This is a genomic window from Corynebacterium capitovis DSM 44611 (assembly GCF_030440535.1).
Classification (GTDB): domain Bacteria; phylum Actinomycetota; class Actinomycetes; order Mycobacteriales; family Mycobacteriaceae; genus Corynebacterium; species Corynebacterium capitovis.
Genome location: NZ_CP047117.1, coordinates 130229 through 154384 on the forward strand (window position 1 = coordinate 130229; position 24156 = coordinate 154384).

General features: G+C 66.6%; 26 protein-coding genes. 18 read left to right on the plus strand and 8 right to left on the minus strand.

The window, feature by feature from the left end; genetic code table 11:
* Positions 1-70: 70 nt before the first annotated feature.
* Positions 71-523, plus strand: a complete 453-nt coding sequence (locus CAPI_RS00655; protein ID WP_026157104.1) for a GatB/YqeY domain-containing protein — start codon at positions 71-73, stop codon at positions 521-523.
* A gap of 4 nt (positions 524-527) precedes the next feature.
* Here the strand turns inward: CAPI_RS00655 and CAPI_RS00660 are convergent, their stop codons facing one another.
* Positions 528-2933: a penicillin-binding protein gene (locus CAPI_RS00660; protein WP_018017342.1), complete on the minus strand. Its 2406-nt coding sequence runs from the start codon at positions 2931-2933 to the stop codon at positions 528-530.
* Positions 2934-3152: 219 nt separating this feature from the next.
* On the opposite strand from CAPI_RS00660, the gene CAPI_RS00665 reads away from it, so the two are divergent.
* From CAPI_RS00665 to CAPI_RS00680, 4 genes are read left to right on the plus strand one after another with little or no spacing between them, the layout of a single operon-like run.
* Entirely contained in the window at positions 3153-3461 is a 309-nt protein-coding gene (locus CAPI_RS00665; RefSeq protein ID WP_018017343.1) for a WhiB family transcriptional regulator, read from the plus strand.
* Positions 3462-3489: 28 nt separating this feature from the next.
* Entirely contained in the window at positions 3490-3645 is a 156-nt protein-coding gene (sp36, locus tag CAPI_RS00670; protein ID WP_018017344.1) for a Sp36 family protein, read from the plus strand.
* A 3-nt stretch (positions 3646-3648) separates the two neighbouring features.
* Positions 3649-4125 carry a RidA family protein gene (locus tag CAPI_RS00675; RefSeq protein ID WP_018017345.1) on the plus strand — a complete coding sequence of 159 codons (477 nt, stop codon included), beginning with the start codon at positions 3649-3651 and terminating at the stop codon, positions 4123-4125.
* Between the two features lie 10 nt (positions 4126-4135).
* On the plus strand, positions 4136-4942 hold the full coding sequence (locus CAPI_RS00680) for an MBL fold metallo-hydrolase (RefSeq protein ID WP_026157105.1): 807 nt from the start codon (positions 4136-4138) through the stop codon (positions 4940-4942).
* Positions 4943-4950: 8 nt separating this feature from the next.
* On the opposite strand, the gene glxR is transcribed toward CAPI_RS00680, so the two are convergent.
* Positions 4951-5634: a CRP-like cAMP-activated global transcriptional regulator GlxR gene (gene glxR / locus CAPI_RS00685; RefSeq protein WP_018017347.1), complete on the minus strand. Its 684-nt coding sequence runs from the start codon at positions 5632-5634 to the stop codon at positions 4951-4953.
* Positions 5635-5792: 158 nt separating this feature from the next.
* Between glxR and nth the strand changes: the two genes are divergently transcribed.
* The 4 genes from nth to CAPI_RS00705 are packed head-to-tail and all read left to right on the plus strand — an operon-like array spanning position 5793 to position 9120.
* Positions 5793-6593, plus strand: a complete 801-nt coding sequence (nth, locus tag CAPI_RS00690; protein WP_018017348.1) for an endonuclease III — start codon at positions 5793-5795, stop codon at positions 6591-6593.
* Positions 6593-7165, plus strand: coding sequence for a TlpA family protein disulfide reductase (locus CAPI_RS00695; protein ID WP_018017349.1), 573 nt, complete (start codon positions 6593-6595; stop codon positions 7163-7165). Before nth ends, CAPI_RS00695 begins: the two co-directional genes overlap by 1 nt.
* The gene (locus CAPI_RS00700; RefSeq protein ID WP_018017350.1) at positions 7166-7876 is read left to right on the plus strand and encodes an NUDIX hydrolase; all 711 of its coding nucleotides are present in this window, start codon (positions 7166-7168) and stop codon (positions 7874-7876) included. It begins immediately after the preceding gene.
* Positions 7877-7932: 56 nt separating this feature from the next.
* Complete coding sequence (locus tag CAPI_RS00705; RefSeq protein WP_018017351.1) at positions 7933-9120, plus strand: MarP family serine protease; 1188 nt, start codon at positions 7933-7935, stop codon at positions 9118-9120.
* Here the strand turns inward: CAPI_RS00705 and CAPI_RS00710 are convergent.
* From CAPI_RS00710 to CAPI_RS00720, 3 genes are all read right to left on the minus strand, one after another.
* Positions 9117-10019 (minus strand): alpha/beta fold hydrolase, encoded by a 903-nt coding sequence (locus tag CAPI_RS00710; RefSeq protein ID WP_026157106.1) that lies wholly within the window; start codon positions 10017-10019, stop codon positions 9117-9119. The two genes, CAPI_RS00705 and CAPI_RS00710, sit on opposite strands and share 4 nt — an antisense overlap.
* A 20-nt stretch (positions 10020-10039) precedes the next feature.
* On the minus strand, positions 10040-10576 hold the full coding sequence (locus CAPI_RS00715; protein WP_018017353.1) for a phage holin family protein: 537 nt from the start codon (positions 10574-10576) through the stop codon (positions 10040-10042).
* A 68-nt stretch (positions 10577-10644) separates the two neighbouring features.
* Positions 10645-11478 carry an HAD family hydrolase gene (locus CAPI_RS00720; RefSeq protein ID WP_018017354.1) on the minus strand — a complete coding sequence of 278 codons (834 nt, stop codon included), beginning with the start codon at positions 11476-11478 and terminating at the stop codon, positions 10645-10647.
* Between the two features lie 336 nt (positions 11479-11814).
* Here CAPI_RS00720 and ssd point away from each other — a divergent pair, with 336 nt between their 5' ends.
* The 7 genes from ssd to CAPI_RS00755 are packed head-to-tail and all read left to right on the plus strand — an operon-like array spanning position 11815 to position 16170.
* Positions 11815-12864, plus strand: a complete 1050-nt coding sequence (ssd, locus tag CAPI_RS00725) for a septum site-determining protein Ssd (RefSeq protein WP_018017355.1) — start codon at positions 11815-11817, stop codon at positions 12862-12864.
* Positions 12861-13976: a TadA family conjugal transfer-associated ATPase gene (locus tag CAPI_RS00730; protein WP_018017356.1), complete on the plus strand. Its 1116-nt coding sequence runs from the start codon at positions 12861-12863 to the stop codon at positions 13974-13976. Before ssd ends, CAPI_RS00730 begins: the two co-directional genes overlap by 4 nt.
* A complete protein-coding gene (locus tag CAPI_RS00735; protein ID WP_018017357.1) occupies positions 13973-14749 on the plus strand; it encodes a type II secretion system F family protein in 777 nt (258 codons plus the stop codon). The genes CAPI_RS00730 and CAPI_RS00735 overlap by 4 nt, the downstream gene beginning before the upstream one ends.
* Complete coding sequence (locus CAPI_RS00740; RefSeq protein ID WP_018017358.1) at positions 14746-15309, plus strand: type II secretion system F family protein; 564 nt, start codon at positions 14746-14748, stop codon at positions 15307-15309. Before CAPI_RS00735 ends, CAPI_RS00740 begins: the two co-directional genes overlap by 4 nt.
* Before the next feature lie 29 nt (positions 15310-15338).
* Positions 15339-15551 carry a DUF4244 domain-containing protein gene (locus CAPI_RS00745; protein ID WP_018017359.1) on the plus strand — a complete coding sequence of 71 codons (213 nt, stop codon included), beginning with the start codon at positions 15339-15341 and terminating at the stop codon, positions 15549-15551.
* Positions 15551-15844, plus strand: coding sequence for a hypothetical protein (locus CAPI_RS00750; protein ID WP_018017360.1), 294 nt, complete (start codon positions 15551-15553; stop codon positions 15842-15844). Before CAPI_RS00745 ends, CAPI_RS00750 begins: the two co-directional genes overlap by 1 nt.
* Positions 15841-16170, plus strand: coding sequence for an Rv3654c family TadE-like protein (locus CAPI_RS00755; protein ID WP_018017361.1), 330 nt, complete (start codon positions 15841-15843; stop codon positions 16168-16170). The genes CAPI_RS00750 and CAPI_RS00755 overlap by 4 nt, the downstream gene beginning before the upstream one ends.
* On the opposite strand, the gene CAPI_RS00760 is transcribed toward CAPI_RS00755, so the two are convergent.
* The gene (locus CAPI_RS00760; protein ID WP_018017362.1) at positions 16167-18485 is read right to left on the minus strand and encodes a DEAD/DEAH box helicase; all 2319 of its coding nucleotides are present in this window, start codon (positions 18483-18485) and stop codon (positions 16167-16169) included. The two genes, CAPI_RS00755 and CAPI_RS00760, sit on opposite strands and share 4 nt — an antisense overlap.
* Before the next feature lie 211 nt (positions 18486-18696).
* Here CAPI_RS00760 and CAPI_RS00765 point away from each other — a divergent pair, with 211 nt between their 5' ends.
* Positions 18697-18900: a cold-shock protein gene (locus tag CAPI_RS00765; protein WP_018017363.1), complete on the plus strand. Its 204-nt coding sequence runs from the start codon at positions 18697-18699 to the stop codon at positions 18898-18900.
* Positions 18901-18948: 48 nt separating this feature from the next.
* On the opposite strand, the gene CAPI_RS00770 is transcribed toward CAPI_RS00765, so the two are convergent.
* On the minus strand, positions 18949-19575 hold the full coding sequence (locus CAPI_RS00770) for a DedA family protein (protein WP_018017364.1): 627 nt from the start codon (positions 19573-19575) through the stop codon (positions 18949-18951).
* 148 nt (positions 19576-19723) lie between these two features.
* Between CAPI_RS00770 and topA the strand changes: the two genes are divergently transcribed.
* On the plus strand, positions 19724-22567 hold the full coding sequence (gene topA, locus CAPI_RS00775; protein ID WP_245531626.1) for a type I DNA topoisomerase: 2844 nt from the start codon (positions 19724-19726) through the stop codon (positions 22565-22567).
* On the opposite strand, the gene CAPI_RS00780 is transcribed toward topA, so the two are convergent.
* Positions 22564-24102: an adenylate/guanylate cyclase domain-containing protein gene (locus CAPI_RS00780; RefSeq protein ID WP_018017366.1), complete on the minus strand. Its 1539-nt coding sequence runs from the start codon at positions 24100-24102 to the stop codon at positions 22564-22566. The two genes, topA and CAPI_RS00780, sit on opposite strands and share 4 nt — an antisense overlap.
* Between the last annotated feature and the right edge of the window lie 54 nt (positions 24103-24156).

Genomic DNA, 24156 nt, shown 5'->3' on the forward strand with positions numbered 1-24156 from the left:
GTTACTGGGCCGATGTGGAGAGCCCCGCTGGGCGCCTTTCGTGTCTGTGCCGTCGCGTACTCTCGGGGGCATGAGTGAGCTCAAAGAGAGAATCCGCGCTGACCTGAAGGAATCGATGAAGGCCAAGGAAAAGGTGCGCACGGGCACGATCCGTATGCTGCTCGCCGCCATTCAGGCCGCGGAGACCGAGGGGTCGAAGCACGAGGTTGACGACAACGACATCATCAGCATCGTCGCCCGCGAGATTAAGAAGCGCCGCGAGTCGGCGGACATTTACCGCATCAACGGGCGCGACGACCTCGCCGACAACGAGCTCGCCGAAGCTGAGGTCCTCGAGGCGTACCAGCCGCAGCAGCTTGACGACGGTGCTCTGGCCGCCCTCGTTGACGAAGCGGTCGCGGAGACGGGCGCCCATTCCATGGCGCAGATGGGCCAGGTGATGAAGGCGGCCACGGCAAAGGCCGCGGGGCGAGTCGACGGCAAGCGGCTCTCCGAGGCGGTTAAGGCCCACCTCTCTCAGTAGGGCGCTACTGGTTCAGGAGGGAATTGAAGGCGTTCCGGGCGTCGTTAAGCGTGCGTGAAAGCTCTTCGAGGTCCGGGCCCGGCGCCTGTGTCGGGGTGGGGGAGGGTGTCGTTGGTGTCGTGCTCCGCGTGCGCGCCGGGGAGCCGTCGGAGACGTTGAGCGTGACCAGGGATCCGCGGCCGACTCCGGAATCCGCCGCTTCTGCCGAGATGACGGTGTCTGCGGGGGTGCCGTTGCCGGAGACCGTGCGCGTGGTCACGGTGAAACCGGCCTGCTCCAGCTGCGTGCGCGCCGCGCTCTTGCTCAGGCCGACCACCTGGTCGATCGCCGCGCGGCGCGTTCCGCGGTTATATACTTGGTTGGAGCTGGGCAGACCCGCCTCACGGGCGCCCGGTGCACCGTTAGCCATCTGGAACCAGGAGCGTGCTGCCTCATCGCCGCCGTAGAGCGTGCCGGAGCTGCATTGGCGCACGGGGCTCGTGCACAGTGCTGTGGTTTGCGTTCCATCGTTGAAGATATAGGCCGCTCCCGCCACGCCCTGGGTGAATCCGAGGAAGGCGGAGGACTGGTGGGATTCCGTCGTTCCTGTTTTGGATGCAACCGGTGTCGTCCATCCGGCTGCGGTCGCGGCAGCCTTGGCAGTACCACTCTTGGCGTCTTCGGACATGCCCTGAGCCAGCGCGCCCGCGATGTCTGGGCTGACCGCCTGTTCACACGCCGGGCGGTCGATGTAGACCTCCTGCCCCAGTTTGTCCTTCACGCTGACGATCGGGTTGGGCTCACACCACCGGCCGCCGGAGGCGATCGTCGCCGCCACGTTGGAGAGCTCTAGCGCGTTGACCGCGGTCGGGCCGAGGGTGAACGAGCCCATGTTCTCCTCCTCGACGGCCTGACGCACGGAGCGGGTGCCGTCGTAGCTGCCCTCGTCGTCGTAGGAGCGTAGTCCGAGGCGGATCGCCATATCGACGGTCGGCGTCACGCCGACTTTCTGAATGAGCTGGATGAACGTCGTGTTGGGGGATTGCGCCAGGGCGTCGCGAAGGCTGAGCTGGGGCGCGTAGGTCCCCGCGTTTTCCACGCAGTACGCGCCCGCGGGGCAGTTCGCGGCCCCGCCGGCGCCCATCCCGTAAACCACCGCGCGTGTCGGGGTGTCCAGCATGGTGTCGAGGCCAAGGCCCTGCTCCAAGGCGACACCCGCCGTGAAAATCTTGAATACGGAACCGGCGCCGTTGCCTACCATCGACGAGCCCTGGGGCATCAGGGTCTGTGAGCTGTCGAGGTCCAAACCGTAGTAGCGCGAAGAGGCCATGGCGGCGATGTCATGGGAATCGCTTCCCGGCGTGATGACGTTGAGGACCTCGGCGACCCCGTCGGTCGTGGGGCTGACGTTGGAGCGCACCGCCTGGACCGTGCTGGCCTGAATGGCGGGGTCCAGAGTGGTGGTGATGGTGTAGGACCCCTTTTCCAGCTCCTCGATGGGCAAGCCCTTCTCCGCTAGGTAGTTCAGGGCGTAGTCGCAGAGGAAGCCGTTGTCTCCGGCGGCGATGCAGCCGTCGGCAAGACCCTGCGGCTCCGGCAAAATGCCGAGCGGGGAGGCGATGGCCGCGTCGGCCTCGGCTTGGCTGAGGTAGCCCTCGTTGGCCATGTTCGTCAGGACGGTGTTGCGTCGCTCGGTGGCGTCCTCGACGTTGGTGTAGGGGTTGAGGTATTCCACGGACTGGAGCAGGCCGATGAGCAGGGCCGCCTGGGCCGGGCCGAGGTTGCGGGCGGGGATGCCGAAGTATGTGAGCGCGGCTGCCTCGATGCCATAGGAGTGGTTGCCAAAGGAGACGAGGTTGAGGTACCGGGTGAGAATCTCGTCCTTGCTTAGCGTCTTGTTCAGGTCCGAGGCCATGCGCATTTCCCGCAGCTTGCGGGGGATGGATTGCTCCGTCGCTGCGCGGGCTTCGTCCTCCGTCTCCGCGTTGATCAGCCAGAGGTAGTTCTTTACGTACTGCTGGTTGATCGTCGACGCACCCTGCTCCACCGAGCCGGCGAGCACGTTGGTCACAATGGCGCGCGCGAAACCCTGCATGTCCACGCCGTCGTGGGCATAGAAGCGGCGGTCCTCTGTGGCCACGAGCGCGTCTTTGGCGTACTGCGAGATGTCCTCGCTGGCCACCTCGTAGCGGCGTTGGGAGTAGAGCCAGGCCATGGGCGTGCCGTTGACGTCGGTAATCGTGGTGACGCCGGGAACGCTTCCGCTGGTGAGATCGAGCAGGTTCGACTTCATCGTCTCGTCCGTGCGGGCGAGGGCGACCCCCCCGAGCCCGACGACGGGCGCGAGGCACAGGGCGACCGCAAGCGCTGCTGCAGGGATAGCAAGCACGAGCTTGAGGACAGAGGTGAAGGGGGACCTAGCGTCAGACACTCCCTTACCTTATGTGACGGCACTGGCGCGGGGGAATGCCCGTTCCCCCCTTTTTGTGTGACCCATTCGACATCCGGGGTGCGCTGTGAATACACTTACAAATCAATTCATTCCAGATGAGAGATTCCGCGTTTGCGCTGGACCTGGCCCCAACGAGACGGAGTTTCTCTGAGGATCCGGTATTCGGCTCACTTCGCAGCCTTGTTAAGGAGACCGTCGATGACGACAACGCTTTGGCCCCGCACCAGTGTCCGCGACCGTGGAGAATGGGTCACCATGGCGACGTGCCGCTCGGGGGACCCCGACGCGCTCTTCGTTCGTGGCGCCGAGCAGCGCAAGGCGGCTGCCATCTGCCGCCTCTGCCCGGTCATGATGGAGTGCCGGGCCGATGCCTTAGATAATCGGGTTGAGTTCGGTGTGTGGGGTGGGTTGACCGAGCGCCAGCGCCGCGCGGTGTTAAGGAAGAATCCCCACGTCACGGATTGGGCCGCCCACCTTGCCTCTGGCGCAGACATCGACGGCCTCTAACCCCGTCCGGCCCCGGTAGGATGAGTCCATGACTAAATGGGAATACGCCACAGTGCCGCTGCTCACTCACGCCACCAAGCAGATCCTGGACACGTGGGGGGAGGACGGGTGGGAGCTTGTCAGCGTCGTTCCCGGGCCCACGGCTGACAACCTCGTGGCGTACATGAAGCGCGAGGCGGAGTAAGCAATGCGGGCAACGTGGTCCGAGCGACTCCGCGACCTCGGCATCGAGCTGCCTCCCGTCGTCGCCCCTCTCGCGTCGTACGTCCCCGCGATCCAGGTCGGGCGCCAGGTGTGGACATCGGGGCAGCTCCCGCTTATCGACGGTTCTTTGCCCGCCACAGGAAAAGTTGGCGCCGCCGTATCGGCGGAGGTCGCCTACGCCTACGCTCGCCAGTGCGGGTTAAACGCGCTGGCTGCCGTGGATTCCCTGGTCGGCATCGACAACGTAGAGCGGGTGCTCAAGGTCGTCGGTTTCGTCTCTTCTGATCCGTCCTTTACGGGGCAGCCGGGCGTCGTTAATGGGGTAAGCGACCTGCTGGACGAGGTGTTCGGCGAGGCCGGCGCCCACGCGCGTTCCGCAGTCGGAGTGCCGGTTCTGCCGCTCGATTCCCCGGTTGAGGTTGAACTTGTCGTGGAGCTCAAAGACGGGGTAAAGCGCTAAGCTTGCACGTATGCAGCATCCTGCTTACAGCCAACTGCGCCCTGTGACGCAATCCGCCGCGGTCGTCCTCGCGCCGAACCCGAGCTACGCGGCGCTGGAGGGGACGAACTCCTGGGTGATCCGGGATCCGGATGACGAATTCTCCATCGTCGTCGATCCGGGCCCGGAAGACGAGGGGCATCTCAATGTCCTGCAGACGAAAGCGGACAAGGTGGCGCTGATCCTGCTGACCCACCGGCACCACGACCACGCCGATGGGGCGGGTCGCTTCCGGCAGCTCACCGGCGCGCCGATTCGGGCTTTGGACCCCAATTACTGCACGGGCGCCCCGGCGCTGAGCGATGGGGAAGTCATCGCCCTCGACGGCGTGACACCCCAGATTAAGGTCGTAGCCACCCCGGGTCACACGAGCGACTCAGTCTCTTACTTCGTCTACACCGGCACGGCCGAGGAAAGCCCGCTAGAGGGCATCATCACCGGCGATACGATCGCTGGCCGACACACCACCATGATCTCGGAAACGGACGGCGACCTCGGCGCCTACCTGGACACCTTGTCCATGCTGGAGGAGGTGGGCAAGAACATCCCGCTGCTGCCGGGCCACGGCCCGGAAGGAGCCGACCTGTCGGCCTACGCCCGCAAATACATCGACCGCCGCAACCAGCGCCTGGAGCAGATCCGCGCGGCGCTGGAGAAGCTCGGCCCGGACGTCAGCGTCAGCGCCTTAGTCGATGAGATCTACGACGACGTGGATCCCGTCCTGCGTGGCGCGGCGGAGCAGTCGACCCGCGTGGCGCTGCGCTACCTCAAGGCGTAGTAGAACCGCTAGCGGGCGCGCCGTGCGAGGTGCTCCGTATCGACGATCAGCACGGACTTGCCTTCCAGGCGGATCCATCCCCGGTGGGCGAACGTGGCCAGCGCCTTGTTCACCGTCTCCCGCGAGGCGCCTACGAGCTGCGCGATCTCTTCCTGGGTGAGGTCGTGGTTGACGCGCAGCGCGCCACCCTCTTGGATACCGAAGCGGTTTGCCAGCTGCAGCAGCGTCTTGGCGACGCGCCCGGGCACGTCGGTGAAGATGAGGTCAGCGAGCGAGGCGTTGGTGCGGCGCAGACGACGAGCGAGCACACGCAGCAGCTGCTGGGAGATCTCCGGGTGGTTGCTGATCCACTCTTTCAGCATCTCGGAGTTCATCGTCGCTGCCGATACCTCGGTCACGCACACGGCCGAGGAGGTGCGGGGGCCCGGATCGAAGATCGACAGCTCGCCGAACATGTCGGAGGGCCCCATCACGGACAGGAGGTTCTCGCGGCCGTCCGGGGCGTGGCGGGCAAGCTTCACCTTGCCCTCGGTGATGATGTACAGGCGGTCGCCGGGCTCGCCCTCGTCGAAAATCGTTGTGCCCCGCCCGAAGTGAACGGTCTCCATGTCATTAATAAGGGCGGAGACCGCGTCGGGGTCCACGCCCTGAAAGATGCCTGCGCGGGCAAGGGTATCGTGTACGCCTTCCATAGGTCCTCCTCGGATGGGTGAAATCGGTGGGGCGAGCGCGCGAAACGCGCCTCGCCACAATCAACCCGGAAGTCTAGCAAAAAGTAGGAGGTTCGTCACAGAACGCGCTTTTTGTGGCGCTTTCGGATCCCGGCGGCGCTGGATTAGACTTCTGAGGCATGAGTGACAACCGGGGCGCGAGCCTCACACCCCAGCGGCACCGCCGCCCGGGCGCGCACCCGGCTGCCCGAGGTACGGAGACGCCGCGCGGCCGTATCCGGCGGGCGCGCCGCATCAACCGAACGCTTGCGGCCGTCTTCCCCGACGCGCACGCGGAGCTGGACTTTTCCACCCCCTTAGAGCTGCTTGTCGCCACCGTCCTCTCCGCCCAAACGACGGACGTGCGCGTCAATCAGGTTACTCCCGAGCTCTTCGCCCGCTTCCCGACGGCCTCCGCTTACGCCTCCGCCACGCCCGCAGAGGTCGAGGCGATTATCCGCCCTACTGGCTTCTACCGAGCCAAAGCGGCGAACCTCATCGGGCTGGGGCGCAAACTCGTGGCCGACTTCGGCGGGGAGGTCCCCGTCGCGCTGGAGGATCTGGTCACCCTGCCCGGAGTGGGGCGGAAAACCGCCCACGTGGTCCGCGGCAACGCGTTCGGTCTGCCGGGGTTGACCGTCGATACCCACTTTCAGCGGCTGGCGCGCCGCCTGCTGCTGACTGAGGAGACCGACCCCGTCAAGATTGAACACGCGGTGGGGGAGCTCATCGAGCGTCAAGAGTGGACCATGTTTTCCCACCGCATCATCTTTCACGGGCGGCGGGTGTGTCACGCGCGCCGGCCTGCATGCGGGGTGTGCCCCATCGCCTTCGATTGCCCGAGTTTCGGCGTCGATGGGCCGATTGTCCCGACGACTGCCGCCGAGCGCGTGACGGGCCCGGAGCGGGGCCACATCCTTGCGTTCGGAAGGGAGCGCTGATGCGCACGCTCAACAGGTCCGTCGTTGTGGGAATCGTGGCGGTGGTTCTCGCCACCGCCGTCATTGCTGCCGGTCTGTACGCACTGGTCGCGAAGGGCGGGAAAGGCGTGGGAAACCCGGGCGAGGGGGCGTCGACAAGCGAGGTGCCCGTCGCCCCGCGCCCCGACTGCCCCGCAGGTAGCGTCGCGGGAGTCGAATTGCCGTGCCTCGGCGGGCAGGAGAACGCCGCCGCGGAAGCGGGAATTACGGTGGTGAACCTCTGGGCGTGGTGGTGCGAACCGTGCCGAGCCGAGCTACCGGTTGTTGACGAATTCGCCGCGCGCCATCCCGAGTACACGGTCGTGGGAGTCCACGCCGATCCGTCGGCGTCCCGGGGCGCAGACCTGCTGACCCAACTCGGGGTGCACATCCCCAGCTACCAGGACGATTCCAACGCCTTTGCAGGCACGCTCGGATTGCCGGCTGTTGTGCCCGTGACCGTGGTGCTGCGCGATGGCAAACAGATCGCCGTGTTCGCGCGCACCTTCGATTCGGTAGACGCTGTGAACGATGCCGTGGGCCAGGTGGTTTAGATGAGTGACGTGCCCGCTCTGCCGGCCTCGGCACCCGAGTGGATGAGCCCGCTGGTCCGCGGGCTGGACGCGTCGAGCGACCAGCTGCGGCGGCTGCTGGGGCGGCGGGTACCGCAGAAGGACACCGCTGCGGAGGCGGCCGTGCTCATGCTGCTCAGCGGCGACCCCGGTGCGAAAGACCTCCCGGGTGACGCCCGCGTGCTCCTCACCCACCGGACGCCGACGATGCGCAGCCACTCGGGCCAGATGGCCTTTCCCGGTGGCCGCATCGATCCGGGCGACGCGGGCCCCGTCGACGCGGCGCTTCGCGAGGCCTGGGAGGAAACGGGATTGGAGCGCGCGCGGGTTGCGCCTCTAGCTACTCTCGATACGGTGACTACCGGGGGCAGCGGCCGAGCTGTCGCCCCCGTTCTCGCTTACTCCGCGGACCCGGGAGAAACCCGCGTGGCTAGCGTGCAGGAAACCGATGATGTTTTCTTCGCCTCCCTGGCCGACCTCATCGAGCCGGCCAACCGCGTGCAGGTGGGCATGCTGGCGTGGCACGGTCCCGCCTTCTGGGTCAATGACTACCTGGTGTGGGGTTTCACGGGCGCCCTTCTCGACGCCCTACTGCGCGCCGGGAGCTGGGCGAAACCGTGGGAGAGCGGGCGCATCGTGCCCCTCCGCTCGGCACTCAAGCGGTCCCGTAATGGGGAACGCCACTTCTCATGAGGGGGGCGGGGTAACATTGCAGCCCAGCAGCGCGGGTTGTAAGGAGCGGATGTAGGTTGAACGCACACCTCGTCGTAGATGCGGCCCTTGGCGTGACGATGTTTGTGGCCCTCATGAGCGGCTGGCGCCGAGGGGCGCTGACGGCGGTGCTTGCCGCCGTGGGCATCCTCGCCGGCCTTGTCGTGGGTTTGTCAACATCCATCCCCGTCCAGCAGTGGAGCTCGAGTCACCTGGTCAGGGTGTTTACCGTCCTTGCCCTCGTCGTCGTTTTCGTGGGACTGGGAAACGTCGTGGGGACGATGATCGGGATCCGTCTTAGAGATCGCGCCAGGCTCCGCTCGACGCAGGTCCTTGACTCCGTGTGCGGCGCCCTGTTCCAGGTCACAGCGGTCGCGGTAGCCATTTGGTTTGTCTCGATCCCGCTGGCCACGGTTGTTCCTGGGCCCGTGGGGGAGGGGTTGCGCAGCTCGCGCATCCTCGCGGCTCTAGACGCCGCGGCCCCCGCCAGCGCGCACGCTCTACCCGCTCGGTTCGCCGCCCTTCTCGACGACTCGGGGCTGCCCCCCTTGGTCACGCCGTTTTCCCCCGCGTCCTCGGTCGCGGCTCCGGACGCCGGCGCGATCGACGCCGACGTAGTTAAGCAGACCCGGCCGAGCGTAGTTCACGTCATGGCGGATGCCGGGTCGTGCGATCGCCGCCTCATGGGCTCTGGCTTCGTCGCCGCGCAGGACTACGTCATTACCAACGCCCACGTCGTCGCGGGGACGGACGCGGTGAATCTCGATACCGTGCTGGGTGTCCAGCGCGCCACCGTGGTGTTCTACGACCCGGGCATCGACATCGCCGTTCTGTGGTCGCCAGGCCTTGGCCTGGATCCGCTTCCCTTCGCCGACGCCACCCTGGGTACGGGGAATGACGCCGTGGTGATGGGGTTCCCCCAATCGGGCCCGTTTGAAGCCGCCGCCGCGCGCATTCGCGGCGTGACCACGATTGCCGGCCCCAATATTTACGCCTCCGGACGGGTGGAGCGGGAAGCGTACACCGTGCGCGGCACGATACGGCAGGGCAATTCGGGCGGCCCTTTGCTCACCCCGGATGGAAGCGTTGCTGGCGTCGTTTTCGGCGCATCCATTGACTCCTCTGACACCGGCTACGCGCTGACTACTCGTCAGGTGCTCGCCAGCGTGGGGGATTTCGCGTCGCTGACCAGCAGCGTTGATACGCAGAGCTGCGTCGCGCGCTAGGAGGCCGGGTTAAACTTCTCGACGGCGCGCACAAACCGCTCGGGGCGTTCCATATGCGGCAGGTGCTTGGTCCCAGAAATGTGAGCGACGGCGCATTCCCCGGTGGCCCTCTGTGACTGGCGGCGCGCGAGCACCGCGCCGCCGAATCCGGGGGGCTGCAGCAAGAGGACGGGCGCGGTGACTGGGTGCGCGGAGTTCGCGGCCCGCTGCGTCAGCAGGCGCGGCGCGGCGCTCAGGTTGGGCCAGGCGTGGTCGATGCGCGCGGCGCGCTGGCGCAGTTGCAGCGTCTGGGCGAATTGGGACGAGGCGTGGAATGCGGGCTCGGTGGCCGCGAGGAGGTCGCGACGTACCGCCTCGTCCGAACGTTGCAGAAGGCGCAGGGGCGAACGGGCGACCACCTGCCGCGTGATACTCCGGCCGTGGCGCCAGGGTCGCGTTGCTAAGGCGTAGCCCATGTCGGCGGGGTGGGCGGCAGACAGCGAGACAAGCGCCTCGATGTGATCTGGGTGCGCGGCCGCGAACTGCCAGGCGAGAGCCCCGCCGACCCCTTGGCCGACGAGCGTCACCCGGCGGTGGCCTAGCGTCGTGATCACGTCGCGCAGGTCACCGATCGCGACGCGGGCGGAATCTCCCCGGCGTTGCGCGGGCTTGTCAGACAGCCCGTAACCGCGCATATCCAGAGCAACGGCGTGAAACCCTGCGGCGCCCAAGGGGCCGAGGACGTCCTTGAAATCGAACCAGGCTCCGTACGCGCCATGGAGGAGGAGCAGCAGTGGGTGGGACTGATCCCCGGCAGTGGCAACGTGGAGGCGCACCCCGCGGGTGTGCAGCATCCGGTGGGTGAACTCTCCGTGGACCTCCGCCACCTTGGGCGAAAGACGTCTCTCCTGCCGCGCCACGGGAAACGGGGGATGGGACCTTACTTCCGGGTGGTCGAGGCGAGCTCGCCGGCAGAGGTGTACAGCCCGCTGTCATCCTTGGCCAGGTTCTTCTGTGCCTGGCCCGGAACGAGGTTCTTCAGTTCGTTAACGGAGGAAATCGTCTTTTTCGGGGCCTGGATGTTCTTGAACTTTTTCAGGCCGATAAAAGCGAGGATTCCCGCAACCGCCAGCATGACGAGGAAGACGATGAGGAAGGCGGCCCACCACGGCAGCCACTGCGCGAGGAGAGCGGCGACGAAGAGGAACAGGAAAAACGTCGAGTACAGGGCGACGACGCCTGCGCCGGCGAGGAGGCCGCCTCCCACGGCACCCTTCTTCACCTCACCCACAACCTCGGACTTGGCCAGCTCGATTTCGCTGCGCACGAGGGTGGACATCTGCTCGGTCGCGTTGGAAATGAGGGTGCCGATGGAATCCTGCCCCGGTTGGGTAACGTCGGTGTCACGCAACGGGATCGAATCCACTTTGGCGGAGATTGCGGTGGACCCGTCGGTATATAGACCCTTGTCGCTCACTATAACTACCTTCCTAGCTGCGCTGGCACGATGAATGCGACTTTATCACTAAATCCTGTGCTGACGCTTTAGTCGGGCGTGCGGCCCGCCGCGCGTTGGCTCGTCCCCAGTCGTTGCGCCAGCCATAGACCCAGGGCCGCGAGCGCCGTTGCGCCAGCCACTACTCCAGCGCCGATCCCGACTTCCTTGGCGTTGGGCATTTGAATGAGCGGCTCGGGGTTGCGGAAGATGCGGACGTCCCACCCCTGCTTCATCGCGTGCTTGCGCAAGGCACGATCAGGGTTGACGGCGACGGGGTGCCCCACTGCTTCGAGCATGGGGATGTCCGTGGCCGAGTCGGAGTAGGCGTAACTGCGAGACAGGTCGTAACCGTGCCTGCGAGCGAATTCTGCGACGGCATCGGCCTTGGCCCCGCCCTTGAGGTAGCGGGTGATCTCGCCCGTGAGCTTTCCATCCTTGACTTCCAGCTCCGTTGCGACGACGGTGTGCACCCCCAGTTCCCGGGCGATAGGCTCCACGAGGATGGAGGCCGAGGCGGAGATGATGATGACGTCGCGCCCGGTGGACCGGTGCTCGTCGATAAGTTCCCTGGCCTCAGCATATATGGCGGGGGTGACGACGTTGTGCATCGTTTCGGTGGTGATCCGGTCGATGTCTTCGACCGACCACCCGGCCACCATTCGAGTCAGCTGGTCCCGGGTGGAGTCCATCTGCTCGTCGCTGTGTCCAGAAAACATGTATGTGGCTTTGGACAGGTACAGCTCTAGGGCTTCCTGACGGGTGATCAAACCGTTGCTGAGGAACTCGCGGCCGAAGGCGAAGGCGGACGAGGTGGCGATGATCGTCTTGTCCAGGTCAAAGAAAGCCGCGGTACGGCGCAAAGCGACGGCGGAGGAAGACATAGGTGTAAGTGTAACCCGTGGCGCGACACGGGGAGTGAGCTGCGGTTTTAGCAAAATTGTTCGCATTTCGGCGTGACGTCTTGCCTCCCGTGGGGCTGGTGTGCCATAATGAGCCTCGCATGGCCCCGATATACAGTGTGGCCTGCCCCGGCCCAACCCCCCCGAGGCCGGGTTATCGACGGCCCGCGCACACCCCCCCGAGGCGCGGGCCGTCCCTTATGCCCGAGGCCAGTTATCCACAGCAATTGCGGTGACGTGTCACCGAAGAAGCGGGTTATCCCCAGCCTGGTGCGCCACTGCATTGTTCCTGACCGCGCCCCCAAGGATTGTTGAGGCATGACCTCAGCCATCACTCTGACAGAGCCGCTCCTCGTCGCAGTCGACGACGCGTCGGTTCACCCCGAGGCCATTCATATCGCGGCCGCCACGGGGCGCCCCATTGTCGACGTGGGCCCGGCTGATTCCCTCCTGCCAGATTACCCACGCGCCTACGCCGTGCTTCTCGACGTCACTTTTGCCGCCCAGACAGCACACCTGCCACCCCGGCCGGGCGTTTTCCTCGTCGGGGCCGATCTTGCCGACGTCGAAGCCACCGCCGCGATCTACCCGCACGTCTCTGGGTCGTTCGTGTTGCCCGCGCAGGCCGGTGACGTGCTTCGCGCCCTCAGCGCGCTGGCCAGCACCCGCCCGCTGGTTAAAAACAGAGGCCGCACCATCGCGGTCGTCGGGGCGGCGGGCGGTGTTGGGACATCGACATTCGGGGCGGCGCTCGCCCGACAAGCGGGAGCGGCACACACGCCCACGCTTATCGACGCGGACCGTTACTCCGGCGGGTTGGATCTCCTCCTCGGCATAGAGGGTGAGATCGGCGCGAGGTGGGGTGAAATCGTCGTCGGCGAGGGAGCCGTGAACCGGGACGACGTGCGTCGCGCCCTGCCTGCGACGAAGGATGGGATTGCCGTGTTGACCCACGCTCGGACCACGGTCAATGACCCGTACGCATTGGACGGAGCAACGCTCGAGAGGTTGATCACCGCCGTCGGCGGGGCCGGGCTTACCGTCGTGGACGCGCCCGTCGACCTTCTCCCGCGGGTGGACGTAGTGGTGGTCCTGACCCCAGCCGAAGTACGCGGGGCCGCCGCGGCGGCCCGACTAGTGGCGGAATGCGCCGCGGCCGGCGCTACCTGCGCAATGGTGGTGCGGCACCGCGGTTGGTCCTCGCTGAGCGCACAGGAGGTCGAACGCGTCGCCCACACGCACGTGGTGGCGGAAGTGGGGAATATTCCGCGCCTTTCGCGGGTCGTGGAAACCTCGGGTCTGCCGCAGCGACTGCCCCGAGCCCTCGCCCGCGGCGCGGACGCAGTCCTGCGCGAGGTGGGCTTATGAGCACCGATTTCAGCCCGGCCGCGACGGACGCGGTGATCGAGCGGGTGCAACGCCGACTTGCCGATGAGCCCGGCGCGCCCGATCCCGCGCGGCTGGCGGCGCTGGTCCGAGAAGAAGCGGTGGTGATCAGCGACGTTGACCTCCTCGACGTGATGCGCAGACTGCGCGACGACTCCACGGGCGCAGGCTGCCTGGAGCCCCTCCTCGGCGGGCCGGATGTCACCGACGTGTGCGTCAACGGCCCCGACCGCGTCTACGTGGACCGGGGGTCGGGCTTGGAATTATCACCCGTGACGTTTAACTCCGAGGCAGAGGTCCGCCGCCTCGCCACGCGCTTTGCGGCGGGCTGCGGGCGCCGCCTCGACGACGCGCAGCCGTACTGCGACGGGCACCTCACCAGGGCGGACGGCACGCTCCTCAGGTTCCACGCCGTCTTGCCTCCCACCTCGCCGGCCGGGACATGTATCTCGCTTCGGGTACTGCGTCAAACCACGACGACACTGGCGGAGCTCGAGGCCGGCGGGTCCCTGAGTGCGGAGGCGGCCGGCGCGCTGCGCGAGATAGTCGAGAAGCGGAAGGCGTTTCTCGTCGTCGGAGGGACGGGCGCGGGAAAGACGACGCTTCTGTCGGCGATGCTGGCCGAAGTCCCGCACCACGAGCGCATCGTCGCCATCGAGGACACCCTTGAGCTCGCACCCGTCCATCCACACGTCGTGAACTTGACTACCCGCGGTAACAACGCGGAGGGGGTGGGACGCATATCCATCGCGGAGCTGGTGCGCCAGGCATTGCGCATGCGGCCCGACCGAATCGTCGTCGGTGAGATCCGGGGAGCAGAGGTCGTGGACCTCCTGGCAGCTCTCAACACAGGCCACGACGGGGGCGCTGGCACGCTCCACGCCAACTCCATCGGAGAGGTCTCGGCGCGGCTCGAAGCTCTCGCCGCCCTGGGCGGGTTGGACCGGCCTGGCCTGCATTCTCAGCTTTCGGCGGCGGTGGATTTCGTGATCGTGGTCAAGCGCCACCCCGACGGGCGTCGTGTCGTACATCAGATTGGCGCCGTCGAGGGCAACCCCGTCACGATCCGCGTGACCTGGGAGGCGGCGCCATGACGCTGCTGTGGCTCGCGGGGGCCGCGTTGATCAGCCCCATACCTCCGAGCAGGCGCCTCGGGGGCCGGTATCCCCGGTCGCGCCGGGCACTCATCCCCACGCTCGGTGGCGCGGTGGCCGCCGTCGCGCTGGCGTCCATCGTGGCCGACCGCGCCACCGTGGTCATCTCCGGATGCATCGTGGCGGCCACGGTCATCCGCACTCTCTCTCGCCGCCGGCAGGTGAAGCAGCGAACCCGATCCCGCGAGTTCATCGCGGGTTTCCTCGGTCATCTCGTCTCCCATCTGCAGGCCGGCTCATCGCTTTTCGACGCCACCGCGGCCTCCGCCGAGCGACTCCCCACAGACACCCCGCCCGGCCTCATCCGCGAGATCCGTCGCGCGGTTGCGGCCGCGCAATCGGGGGGCGCCCCCGAGCACGCCCTAACGTCTGCGGACACCCCGGAGCTGCGGGAGGTGGGTGCGCTGTGGGCGCTCGCAACGTCCCGCGGGCTGCCCATCGCGGAACTGCTCCGCGGGTCCCGCGACAGGATCGACCACGAGTTGCGCCACCACGCGGCGACGGAGGCCGCGTTGGCGGGACCGAAAACAACGGCCGTGGTGCTCTCCGCCCTGCCCCTGGCAGGCATCGCGATGGGCACCGCGATGGGTGCTCACCCCCTGCGCATTCTCTTCGGCGGGGGTGTGGGCGGAATCCTCCTGCTCGTGGGCACGATTTTGGTTTGCGCCGGTTACCTCGCGTGCGCCTACATCATCGAGGGGGCGGCGTCATGATGGTGGCGTTCTCGTTCGTGCTGTTCGCCGCGGCATTCGCCGTCTCCCCGGCGCCGGCGTTCGAGCGCATATCCACCACGAAGACACCGCGGGACGGCCCCGCCCGGTGCCATGCGGACCAGATCCGCATGGCCGGGGACATCGAGCTCTTCGCAGCCTGCTTCCGCGCGGGCATGCCGGCGGCTTCCGCCGCCGCGGCGGTTGCCGAGTCCCACTCGACCCCGCGCCCCACAACGGAGGCGTGGCGCACCGTGGCCGCGCTGGCTGCCTTGGGCGCAGAACCGGACCGGGCCTGGGAAGAGATGCGTCACCTTCCGGGCGGGCCGGATCTCGCTAACCTGGTCGTCCTTTCGGGCTCCTCGGGCACCGCGATCGCAGCTGGTTGTGAACGCATCGCGAACCGCCTCCGCTGCGCTGCCGGTGACGAAGCCACGGCGAAAGCCGAGCGCGCCGGCGTCCTCATCGCCATCCCCTTGACCGCCTTCTTCCTCCCTGCGTTCTTCGTCCTTGGTCTGGCACCTGTCGTCCTGGGTCTCGCAGGAAGTCTCACCACCCACTAGTTCACCGCGTTAAGAAAGGAATCCCCACTATGTTCCACCTCTACCTCCGCGCGACTACTTTCCTTGGGGCGCGCCTTCGCACCCTCGGCAATGACCGGGGAATGTCCACGATCGAATACGCCTTCGGGTCCCTGGCTGCGGCGGCTTTGGCCGGGGTGCTCTATATGGTCGTCAACGGCAACGGGGTTGTCTCGGCCATCGAGGGAGTCATCACCGACGCCCTAAGCAACAAGCCGGGTTAATGCTTCGCGACGACACGGGTTCCGTCACCGTCGAAGCAGCGCTGTCGCTGGCCGTGCTCGTGACGGTGGCGGCCGCGATCGTTGCCGGTATCGCGACGATGGCCGCCTACATTGCGGCGGTCGACGTGGCGGGCGCGGCGGCTCGCGCGCACGCTATCGGCGTGGACTACACCCCTCCTCGTGGGAGCGTTACCGTTACTGAGGCTGCTGGAATGGTAACTGTTTCAGCCGAGGTTCCGGGTCCGCTGATGTCCATGCAGGCCTCGGCAGTGTTCCCCGTGGAGTTCCGATGACGGGATTGAAACGGCTTGAACGCGACGACGGTTACGCGACCGTCACGTCGGCGGGGATCATTGCGGCGGTCTTCGGCCTGCTCCTTGTCGTGGCGGGTCTTGGGGCGAAGGTGGCCGATTCGCACCGGGCGCGTGTCGCCACGGATCTCGCCGCTGTGGCCGCTGCAACAGCGCACTACGTTGGCGCAGACGCGTGCTCCGCGGCCCGCCGCACGGCAGAAGCCAATGGCGCGACCGTTCGCGATTGCCGCATGGTGGGCACGGATGTCGAGGTCACGGCTACGGTGCGCGCGTCGGCGTCGACGTCGCGGGCGGGTCCGCTCTAGCCGGTCATGGTGACCAGCGCGCCCAGCAACGTCAACGCGGCTTGCTTATCCAGTGGCTGGTTGCCGTTTCCACACTTCGGCGACTGGACGCAGGAGGGGCACCCCGACTGGCAGGGGCAGGAGCGCACTGCGTCGAAGGTCGCCGCGATCCATTCGGCGAAGCGGGCGAAACCCTCGTCGGCGAAACCCGCACCGCCCGGATGGCCGTCATAGACGAACACCGTGGGCAGCATGGTGTCGTGGTGGAGCGCCGTCGACACCCCGCCAATGTCCCACCGATCGCAGGTGGCCAGCAGGGGGAGGAGGCCGATGGCTGCGTGCTCGGCCGCGTGCAGCGCGCCCGGCACCTCGGCGGGTGACACCCCGGCGGCATCGAGGACGAGCGGGTCGAGGCTGTAGGCAACCGCGCGGGTGACAAGGCGCTGCTGGGGCAGGTCGAGCGGAATGTGCTCTGACACCGTGCCATCGGCGAGTCTGACAACGTACCCAGTGACGTGGTCAACGACTTCGACGTCGACGTTGGCTACCCAGAGACCGGGGGAGGGGTTGTCTAACCGGGACGGCTCTCCGAGAATGCTGATTTCTGTGGTCGATCGCGCCTGCGTGGTGTAATCCGGCTGCGCTGGGACGGCTAAGGCGACGTAATTATGAAGGTCAAGGGTATCGATCACGAAGTGGTTGCCCTGGTGAATGTAGACCGCGCCGCCGTGCACCTGGCTCATGGCTCGAGCGGTGTCGACGGTGCCCAGCAAGCGCCCGTCGGTTTGGTCTACGATCATGACTTCGCTGCCGGAACCGCCTCGCAAGCTGACGCTCGCATGCGCGTTTTCGGGGCTGATGTCACCGGAGAGCTGCGGCACAGCGAACCAACCACGCGGGCGCCGCCGCAATAGTCCCTCGCTCGCCAGCTCGTCGACGACCGCGCGGGCGCCGAAGGCGTCGACGTCGACTTCGGAGAGGGGCTGTTCCACCGCGGCGCAGTAGATGTGGCCGCGCAGGACGTAGGGGTTGTGCGGGTCAAACACGCTGTTTTCCACAGGTCGGCCGAGCAGCGCCTCGGGGTGGTGGACTAGATAGGTGTCCATCGGTTCATCGCGTGCCACGAGGACGGCAAGCGACCCCTGGCCGCGGCGCCCCGCCCGCCCCGCTTGCTGCCGGAACGACGCTACCGTGCCGGGGAACCCCGCCATCACGACGGCATCGAGCCCGCCCACGTCGATTCCCAGCTCTAACGCGTTGGTGGTGGCCAGGCCGAGGAGGGTGCCGTCGTCAAGTGCTCGCTCGAGCGCACGGCGGTCCTCGGCGAGGTACCCGGCGCGGTACGAGGCAACTCGGCTCGCAAGGTCTGCGCGACCCTGCGCGGCCAGGTCCTCGTGGGCGCGCATGGCGACGACCTCGGCGGAACGACGCGAGCGCACGAAGGTAAGCGTGCGAGCGCCCTGAGTGAGCAGAGCGGACATCAGGTCGGCGGATTCGGTCGTGGCGGCGCGGCGCACTGGAGCGCCGTTGTCGCCCTCGGCTCCCTCGATGAACCCTGGTTCCCACAGCGCGATGGTGCGCGAACCGGCGGGAGAGCCATCCTCGGTGACGGGGGTGACGGGCCGCCCGCACAACCGTGAGGCCTGTGCGGCCGGGTGGGCCGCCGTTGCGGAGGCGAATATAAGGACGGGGTGGGCGCCGTACGCGTGCGCGAGGCGGAGGAGACGGCGCAGTACCAACGCCACGTTGGCTCCGAAGACACCCCGATAGGCGTGGCACTCATCAACCACGATGTAGCACAGGTGGCGCAGGAGTCGAACCCACCTCTGGTGATTGCGCAGGATGCCGGCGTGGAGCATGTCCGGATTGGTGAAGATGAATCTACTGGCCTCGCGGATCGGGCCGCGCGCCTCAGGGGGAGTGTCACCGTCGTAGGGAGCGGCGTGGACCCCGGCAGGGGCGAGGCGCGTGACCGCGTGGAGCTGGTCCGATCCAAGCGCCTTGGTGGGGGTGAGGTATATCGCGCACGCTTGGGGGTCGCGGGCCAAGCGCGTGAGCACGGGCAACTGGTAACCGAGCGATTTGCCGGAGGCAGTGCCGGTGGCGACGACGACATCGCGCCCCGCCCAGGCGAGGTCCGCGGTCAGCGCTTGGTGGATGTAGGGGCGGGTGAGGTTGGCGTCGACAAGCGAGGCTTTGAGCCCCTCGTCGACCCACTCAGGCCACTCGGCGTAGCGCGCGGGCCGGGCCGGTATTTCCTCGACGTGCGTGAGCGACGCGGCAGGAAAGCGCGCGCGCAGCTCGGAAAGGAGCTCACCGCCATACGAGCTGGACACAAGAATCACCCCCGGAATGGCCAATAGATTCGGGAAATTATGCCACCCACTGGCGCGGCTGGGTATTCCATGGCACAATAGCCTTCGGTCGCAGAATTTGTGCGCGCCTTTGAGGGTGCTCGTGGGTTTTTGTTACGCGGGCACCAGGTCCTTTCGGGTCCTGGTGATCGACAGACCGTTCATTGCCAGTTTCAATCGAAAGGTACTTCACATGGCAACCGGAACAATCAAGTGGTTCAACGCCGAAAAGGGCTTCGGCTTCATCGCCCCGGACGACGGCTCCGCTGACGTCTTCGTTCACTACTCCGAGATCCAGGGCAGCGGTTTCCGCACCCTCGAGGAGAACCAGCAGGTCGAGTTCGAGATCGGCGAGGGTGCCAAGGGCCCGCAGGCTCAGAAGGTGCGCGCTCTCTAAGCTGCCCTTCAGCATCAATCCCCCTCCCCGGAGGGGGATTTTTTCTGTCTAGAGGGATGAGACCCCGCGCCTAACATCGTTCCAGTCGAAGAGTTTCGCCTGCAGCCGCTGGATGAGCAGCCCGACGAGCGAACCGAGCACGACGCCCACCACCATCGCCAGCAAGGGGTAATTAGCAAAGAGCGTCCCGCCGAGGTAGCCCACCCCCACGGAGAGGCACGCCCATACCACGACGCCGATGGTGTCGTAGATAAAAAAGGCGGCCCAGCTGTACCCAGCCGAGGCCAGCACGATCGTGGCTACCCAGCGCGCCCAGGGGAGGAAGCGCGCGACGATGATCGTCGCGCCGGCGCCTCGGCTCATGTTGCGGCGCACCCAGGAGATGGATGCACCTGCGCGGGAATCGGGATCGAGGCGGTCGACGACCTTAATCAGGCGGTGCCCGAAGTGGAAACAGAGGTTGTCGCCGATGATCGCCCCGATCACCGCGGCGGCAATCACCCCCCACGGGTCGGGCACGCCCTTGGCGGCCGAGAAGGCCCCCGCCAGGTTCAGCACCGATTCCGAAGGAACGATGGGTGCGAGAGCGTCGCACACGATAATCACGCCGACCAGCGGATAGAACAGCGGCATCTGCATAAGCTGTTCGAAGAAGTGGATCAGCGAATTGATCACGTCGAAGGTCTCCTTCCGCACGGCCCCGCGGGGTGCGGGCGACCACACAAAGTGTAACGACGGGGGAAGGGGAAAGGGGGCATGGTACAAATAGGGGAGTTTTTGGTATCCGAGGTGGAACTATTGGTAGCGCGTCCTGAGGAGAGAGGTGTCACCCAGCGTGGCGGACAACGGCAAGACCCTCGTCATCGTCGAGTCGGCGACGAAGGCGAAGAAGATCCAGAAGTTTCTGGGCAATGACTATCTTGTCGAGGCGTCGGTAGGCCACATCAGGGACCTGCCGGGCCGCGCCGCCGATATCCCCGCGAAGTACAAGAAAGAGCAGTGGGCCAAGCTAGGCGTCAACCCTGAGGACGGGTTCGAGCCGATTTACGTTGTCAGCCCCGATAAGAAGAAGAAGGTCGCGGACCTCAAGTCGAAGCTGAAGCAATCCGACCGTCTCCTGTTGGCCACAGACCCGGACCGCGAGGGCGAAGCCATCGCCTGGCACCTGCTAGAAACGCTCAAGCCCACGGTGCCGGTTGAGCGCATGGTGTTCAACGAAATCACCGAGTCCGCCATCCGCGAAGCGGCCCACAACACCCGCGAGCTGGATATGGATCTCGTGGATGCCCAAGAGACCCGGCGCATCCTCGATCGCCTCTACGGTTACGAGGTTTCCCCCGTGCTGTGGAAGAAAGTCATGCCGCGCCTGTCTGCGGGCCGCGTGCAATCGGTGGCCACCCGCGTGATCGTCGAGCGCGAACGCGAGCGCATGGCCTTCATCCCCGCCGCGTACTGGGACCTCACCGCGACCGTGTTCAAAGCGTCCAAGGACGACTCTTTCGATGCCCGGCTCGTCGCCGTCGACGGCCGGCGCGTGGCCCAGGGGCGCGACTTCGACGACCGTGGCCGGGTGAAGTCCACGAACACCTACGTCGTGGACCAAGCCACCGCCGAGGCCCTTGCCGACGGGCTGAAAGCAACCCCGATGCGCGTGACCGGGGTAGAGGAAAAGCCCTATTCTCGACGCCCCCACCCGCCGTTCATGACCTCGACGTTGCAGCAGGAAGCGGGCCGTAAGCTCCACTTCACCTCGGCGCGCACTATGCGCATCGCCCAGCGGTTGTACGAAAACGGCCACATCACCTACATGCGTACGGACTCGACGTCGCTGTCCAAACAGGGTCTCGACGCCGCCCGCGCCGCCGCCACCGAGCTCTACGGGGCCAACTTCGTCACCGCATCCCCGCGCGTCTATGACCGCAAGGTGAAAAACTCCCAGGAGGCGCACGAGGCGATCCGCCCCGCTGGCGAGCGCTTCGCCACGCCCGGCCAGCTCGCGAGCTCCCTCGACGCGGAAGAGTTCAAGCTCTACGAGCTCATTTGGCAGCGCACCGTGGCCAGCCAGATGGAGGACGCGCGCGGCACGTCGATGCGCGTCACCCTTGCCACCCATGCCACGAGCGGGGAAGACGCCGAGTTCGCCGCGACCGGCCGCTCGATCACCTTCCCGGGCTGGCTGCGGGCCTATTCCGACGCCAGCGAAAGCGAAACACTCCTGCCTCGCCTGGCTACGGGCGATGAACTGCGCACCGACAAGGTCACGGCGGATGGCCACTCGACCAACCCGCCGGCGCGCTACACCGAGGCAAGCCTGGTGAAGAAGATGGAGGACCTCGGCATTGGGCGGCCGTCCACCTACGCGTCCATCATCAAAACGATCCAGGACCGCGGTTACGTGGCCGCGCGTGGCAACGCGCTCGTGCCCACGTGGGTTGCGTTTTCGGTCGTCGGGCTGATGGAGAATAACTTCGATGCGCTCGTGGACTACGACTTCACCTCCTCCATGGAAGACGAGCTCGACGAGATCGCGCACGGCAACGAGGATCGGACGCAGTGGCTCACCAGTTTCTACTTCGGTGACGCGGACGCGGATGACAGCATGGCGGAGGCCGTCGCACGCCGCGGTGGGCTCAAGCACCTCATTGAGAACAACCTCGAGAACATCGACGCCCGCCAGGTCAATTCGCTCACGCTTTTCAACGATGACGAGGGCCGCCCCGTCCTCGTCCGCGTCGGGCGCTACGGGCCCTACATCGAGCGCCAAGTCGGCACCGACGCCGCCGGTGAACCCGAGTACCAGCGCGCCAACCTTCCGGAATCCGCCACCCCGGACGAGATCACGCTGGAAATGGCGGAGAAGCTCTTTGCCACGCCGCAAACCGGCAGGGAGCTGGGAGTCAACCCGGCCACGGGGCGCACCATTGTGGCGCGAGAGGGGCGCTACGGCCCCTACGTCACCGAGTTGGTGCGCGACGACGAACGGGAGCGGGCTGAGGCCGACGCGGAGGATGTCGTCGCCAAGGAGCGTGCCGCGGAAGACGAGCAGCGCGCCGCGGAAGGCAAGCGGGCCAAGAACTGGGAGACGAAGACCGCCGCCGCGCAGAAGGAAAAGCGTATCGCCGAGCTCGTGGAGGAGCAGCTTAAACCCGCCACTGCGTCGCTGTTTTCCTCGATGGAGCCCGCCGACGTCACTCTTGACCAAGCGCTCGCGCTCCTCTCCCTGCCCCGCGAGGTGGGAGTGGACCCGTCCGACGGCGAGGTGATCACCGCCCAGAACGGGCGCTACGGCCCGTACCTGCTGAAGGGGAAGGACTCGCGGTCCCTCGCCAGTGAGGATCAGATCTTCTCCATCACCCTCGACGAGGCGCGCCGGATCTACGCGGAGCCGAAACGCCGCGGCCGGGCGGCAGCAAAGCCGCCGCTCAAGGCGCTCGGCGACAACGACGTCTCGGGCAAGCCGATGAGCGTGAAGGACGGCCGCTTCGGCCCGTACGTGACCGACGGGGTGACAAACGCCTCCCTCCAGCGGGGTGATACTCCCGAAACGATGACGGATCAGCGCGCCAACGAGCTGCTCTCCGCGCGGCGCGCCCGCGAGGCGGAGGAGGGCACGGCGCCCGTCAAGAAGAAGGCGACGAAGAAACGGACCGTCAAGCGGCGGAGCTAGTAGCGGTCTGCCAGGGTGGAGCGTACCGGGCGCGCGAGCTGCGTCATCCGGTTGCGCCCGCGCAGCTCGATAGACTTCATAAGCGTCCAGCGCTGCTGCTCGGCCTCGTTCGCGGCGCGCAGCGTAGCGGCGTTGGTCAGTACCTGGCCGGGGGTGTCCTTGGCCAGGTCGGTGAGGCGTGCCGCGGCGTTCACGGCGTCGCCGATGACGGTGTACTCGAAGCGATCGGAGCCGCCGATGTGGCCGGCGACGACGTGCCCGGATGCGACGCCAATACCCGCCTGAAGCTCGAGCCCACGCAGTTCTTGGCGTAGTTCCCGGGCCGCCTGGAGTGCGTGCGACGTGGCGTCGTGGATCGCGATCGGCGCGCCGAAGACGGCCAGCGCGGCGTCGCCCTCGAACTTGTTGATCACGCCCTTGTTCCGGTGCACCACGTCCACGACGATGTTGAAGAACTCGTTGAGCGCGGCGACGACCTCCTCGGGGGTGTGGTCGACGGCAAAGGCCGTCGACCCGATGATGTCGACGAACACGACGGCGACCTTGCGGTCTTCTCCGCCGAGAACGGGTTTTTCCTCCAGGGCCTTCTGGGCCACCTCGATGCCGACGTAGCGGCCGAAGATGTCGCGCACTCGCTGGCGCTCATTGAGCCCCCGCATCATCTCGTTGAACCCAGCTTGGAGGACGCCCATCTCGGAGCCGTCGTAAATGTCGACCTGCGTGTCGGACTCTCCGCGTCGCACGCGGTTGATCGCCTCCTGTAACTCCTTGATGGGGTCGACCACCGCCATGATCGCGAAGGTCGTGCCCATGATGCCGGTGATGAAAGCTGTCACGGAGAGGGCGGCAACGGCGGGGACGATATCCCCGGCGTCGGGGGAATCCGAGAAGTACCCGTGGCGCCGTGCCCACACGAGGATGAGGATCCCGGCCAGCGGCACCCCGGTCGTGGTGAACCACGTGAGCAGCAACCGGGTCGCGATGGGCGGCTCAAGGGTCGAGTCCTCAAAACGGCGCGCGAGAGCGCTGGCCGCGATGGGGCGCACGAGGCGCGCCGCCTGCACGTAGGTCAAAATGGCCACGACCATGCACGCCATCACGGTGGACACGAGGACAACCACGGTGAGCCGCCCGCTTACCCGTGAGGCCACCACCCCCGCCATCGCGATGCCGATGAGCCACACGCCGATGACAATGGCCGTCTGCAGCACGGGCAGGCGCATGACCAGGTTGCGGACCATGTTCGGGTCGTGGTCGTCGGGGGCCCGCTGCCACTCCAGCACGGGGCGGAAGAGGAGGAACGTCACCGCCATCCCGATGACGACGGCAAAGACGAAGTACGCCACCCCGATGATGCCGGTGCCCGTTCCGTTGCCCGACAGGGACAGCGACTCGACCTCGGGCAGCGGAATGAAGTAGCGGATAAACAGCATGATGGCCAACGCGCCAAAGACGTTGGTACCCAGGACCGTTGCGGCGTACAGAGGCCACGATGTGCCCCACAGCCACTTCAAGCTGCGCCAGAGTCTGTCCATGTCCACCCACTTTAACGGGACGTTTGCCTCCCCGGGAGAACTAGTAGGGTAGGT

What these genes read in the sequence shown, in the direction of transcription:
- CAPI_RS00655 (WP_026157104.1), top strand. Translation starts at nt 71, where the DNA reads ATGAGTGAGCTCAAAGAGAGAATCCGCGCTGACCTGAAGGAATCGATG.
- CAPI_RS00665 (WP_018017343.1), top strand. Translation starts at nt 3,153, where the DNA reads ATGACGACAACGCTTTGGCCCCGCACCAGTGTCCGCGACCGTGGAGAA.
- sp36 (WP_018017344.1), top strand. Translation starts at nt 3,490, where the DNA reads ATGACTAAATGGGAATACGCCACAGTGCCGCTGCTCACTCACGCCACC.
- CAPI_RS00675 (WP_018017345.1), top strand. Translation starts at nt 3,649, where the DNA reads ATGCGGGCAACGTGGTCCGAGCGACTCCGCGACCTCGGCATCGAGCTG.
- CAPI_RS00680 (WP_026157105.1), top strand. Translation starts at nt 4,136, where the DNA reads ATGCAGCATCCTGCTTACAGCCAACTGCGCCCTGTGACGCAATCCGCC.
- glxR (WP_018017347.1), bottom strand. Translation starts at nt 5,634, where the DNA reads ATGGAAGGCGTACACGATACCCTTGCCCGCGCAGGCATCTTTCAGGGC.
- nth (WP_018017348.1), top strand. Translation starts at nt 5,793, where the DNA reads ATGAGTGACAACCGGGGCGCGAGCCTCACACCCCAGCGGCACCGCCGC.
- CAPI_RS00695 (WP_018017349.1), top strand. Translation starts at nt 6,593, where the DNA reads ATGCGCACGCTCAACAGGTCCGTCGTTGTGGGAATCGTGGCGGTGGTT.
- CAPI_RS00700 (WP_018017350.1), top strand. Translation starts at nt 7,166, where the DNA reads ATGAGTGACGTGCCCGCTCTGCCGGCCTCGGCACCCGAGTGGATGAGC.
- CAPI_RS00720 (WP_018017354.1), bottom strand. Translation starts at nt 11,478, where the DNA reads ATGTCTTCCTCCGCCGTCGCTTTGCGCCGTACCGCGGCTTTCTTTGAC.
- ssd (WP_018017355.1), top strand. Translation starts at nt 11,815, where the DNA reads ATGACCTCAGCCATCACTCTGACAGAGCCGCTCCTCGTCGCAGTCGAC.
- CAPI_RS00730 (WP_018017356.1), top strand. Translation starts at nt 12,861, where the DNA reads ATGAGCACCGATTTCAGCCCGGCCGCGACGGACGCGGTGATCGAGCGG.
- CAPI_RS00735 (WP_018017357.1), top strand. Translation starts at nt 13,973, where the DNA reads ATGACGCTGCTGTGGCTCGCGGGGGCCGCGTTGATCAGCCCCATACCT.
- CAPI_RS00740 (WP_018017358.1), top strand. Translation starts at nt 14,746, where the DNA reads ATGATGGTGGCGTTCTCGTTCGTGCTGTTCGCCGCGGCATTCGCCGTC.
- CAPI_RS00745 (WP_018017359.1), top strand. Translation starts at nt 15,339, where the DNA reads ATGTTCCACCTCTACCTCCGCGCGACTACTTTCCTTGGGGCGCGCCTT.
- CAPI_RS00750 (WP_018017360.1), top strand. Translation starts at nt 15,551, where the DNA reads ATGCTTCGCGACGACACGGGTTCCGTCACCGTCGAAGCAGCGCTGTCG.
- CAPI_RS00755 (WP_018017361.1), top strand. Translation starts at nt 15,841, where the DNA reads ATGACGGGATTGAAACGGCTTGAACGCGACGACGGTTACGCGACCGTC.
- CAPI_RS00765 (WP_018017363.1), top strand. Translation starts at nt 18,697, where the DNA reads ATGGCAACCGGAACAATCAAGTGGTTCAACGCCGAAAAGGGCTTCGGC.
- CAPI_RS00780 (WP_018017366.1), bottom strand. Translation starts at nt 24,102, where the DNA reads ATGGACAGACTCTGGCGCAGCTTGAAGTGGCTGTGGGGCACATCGTGG.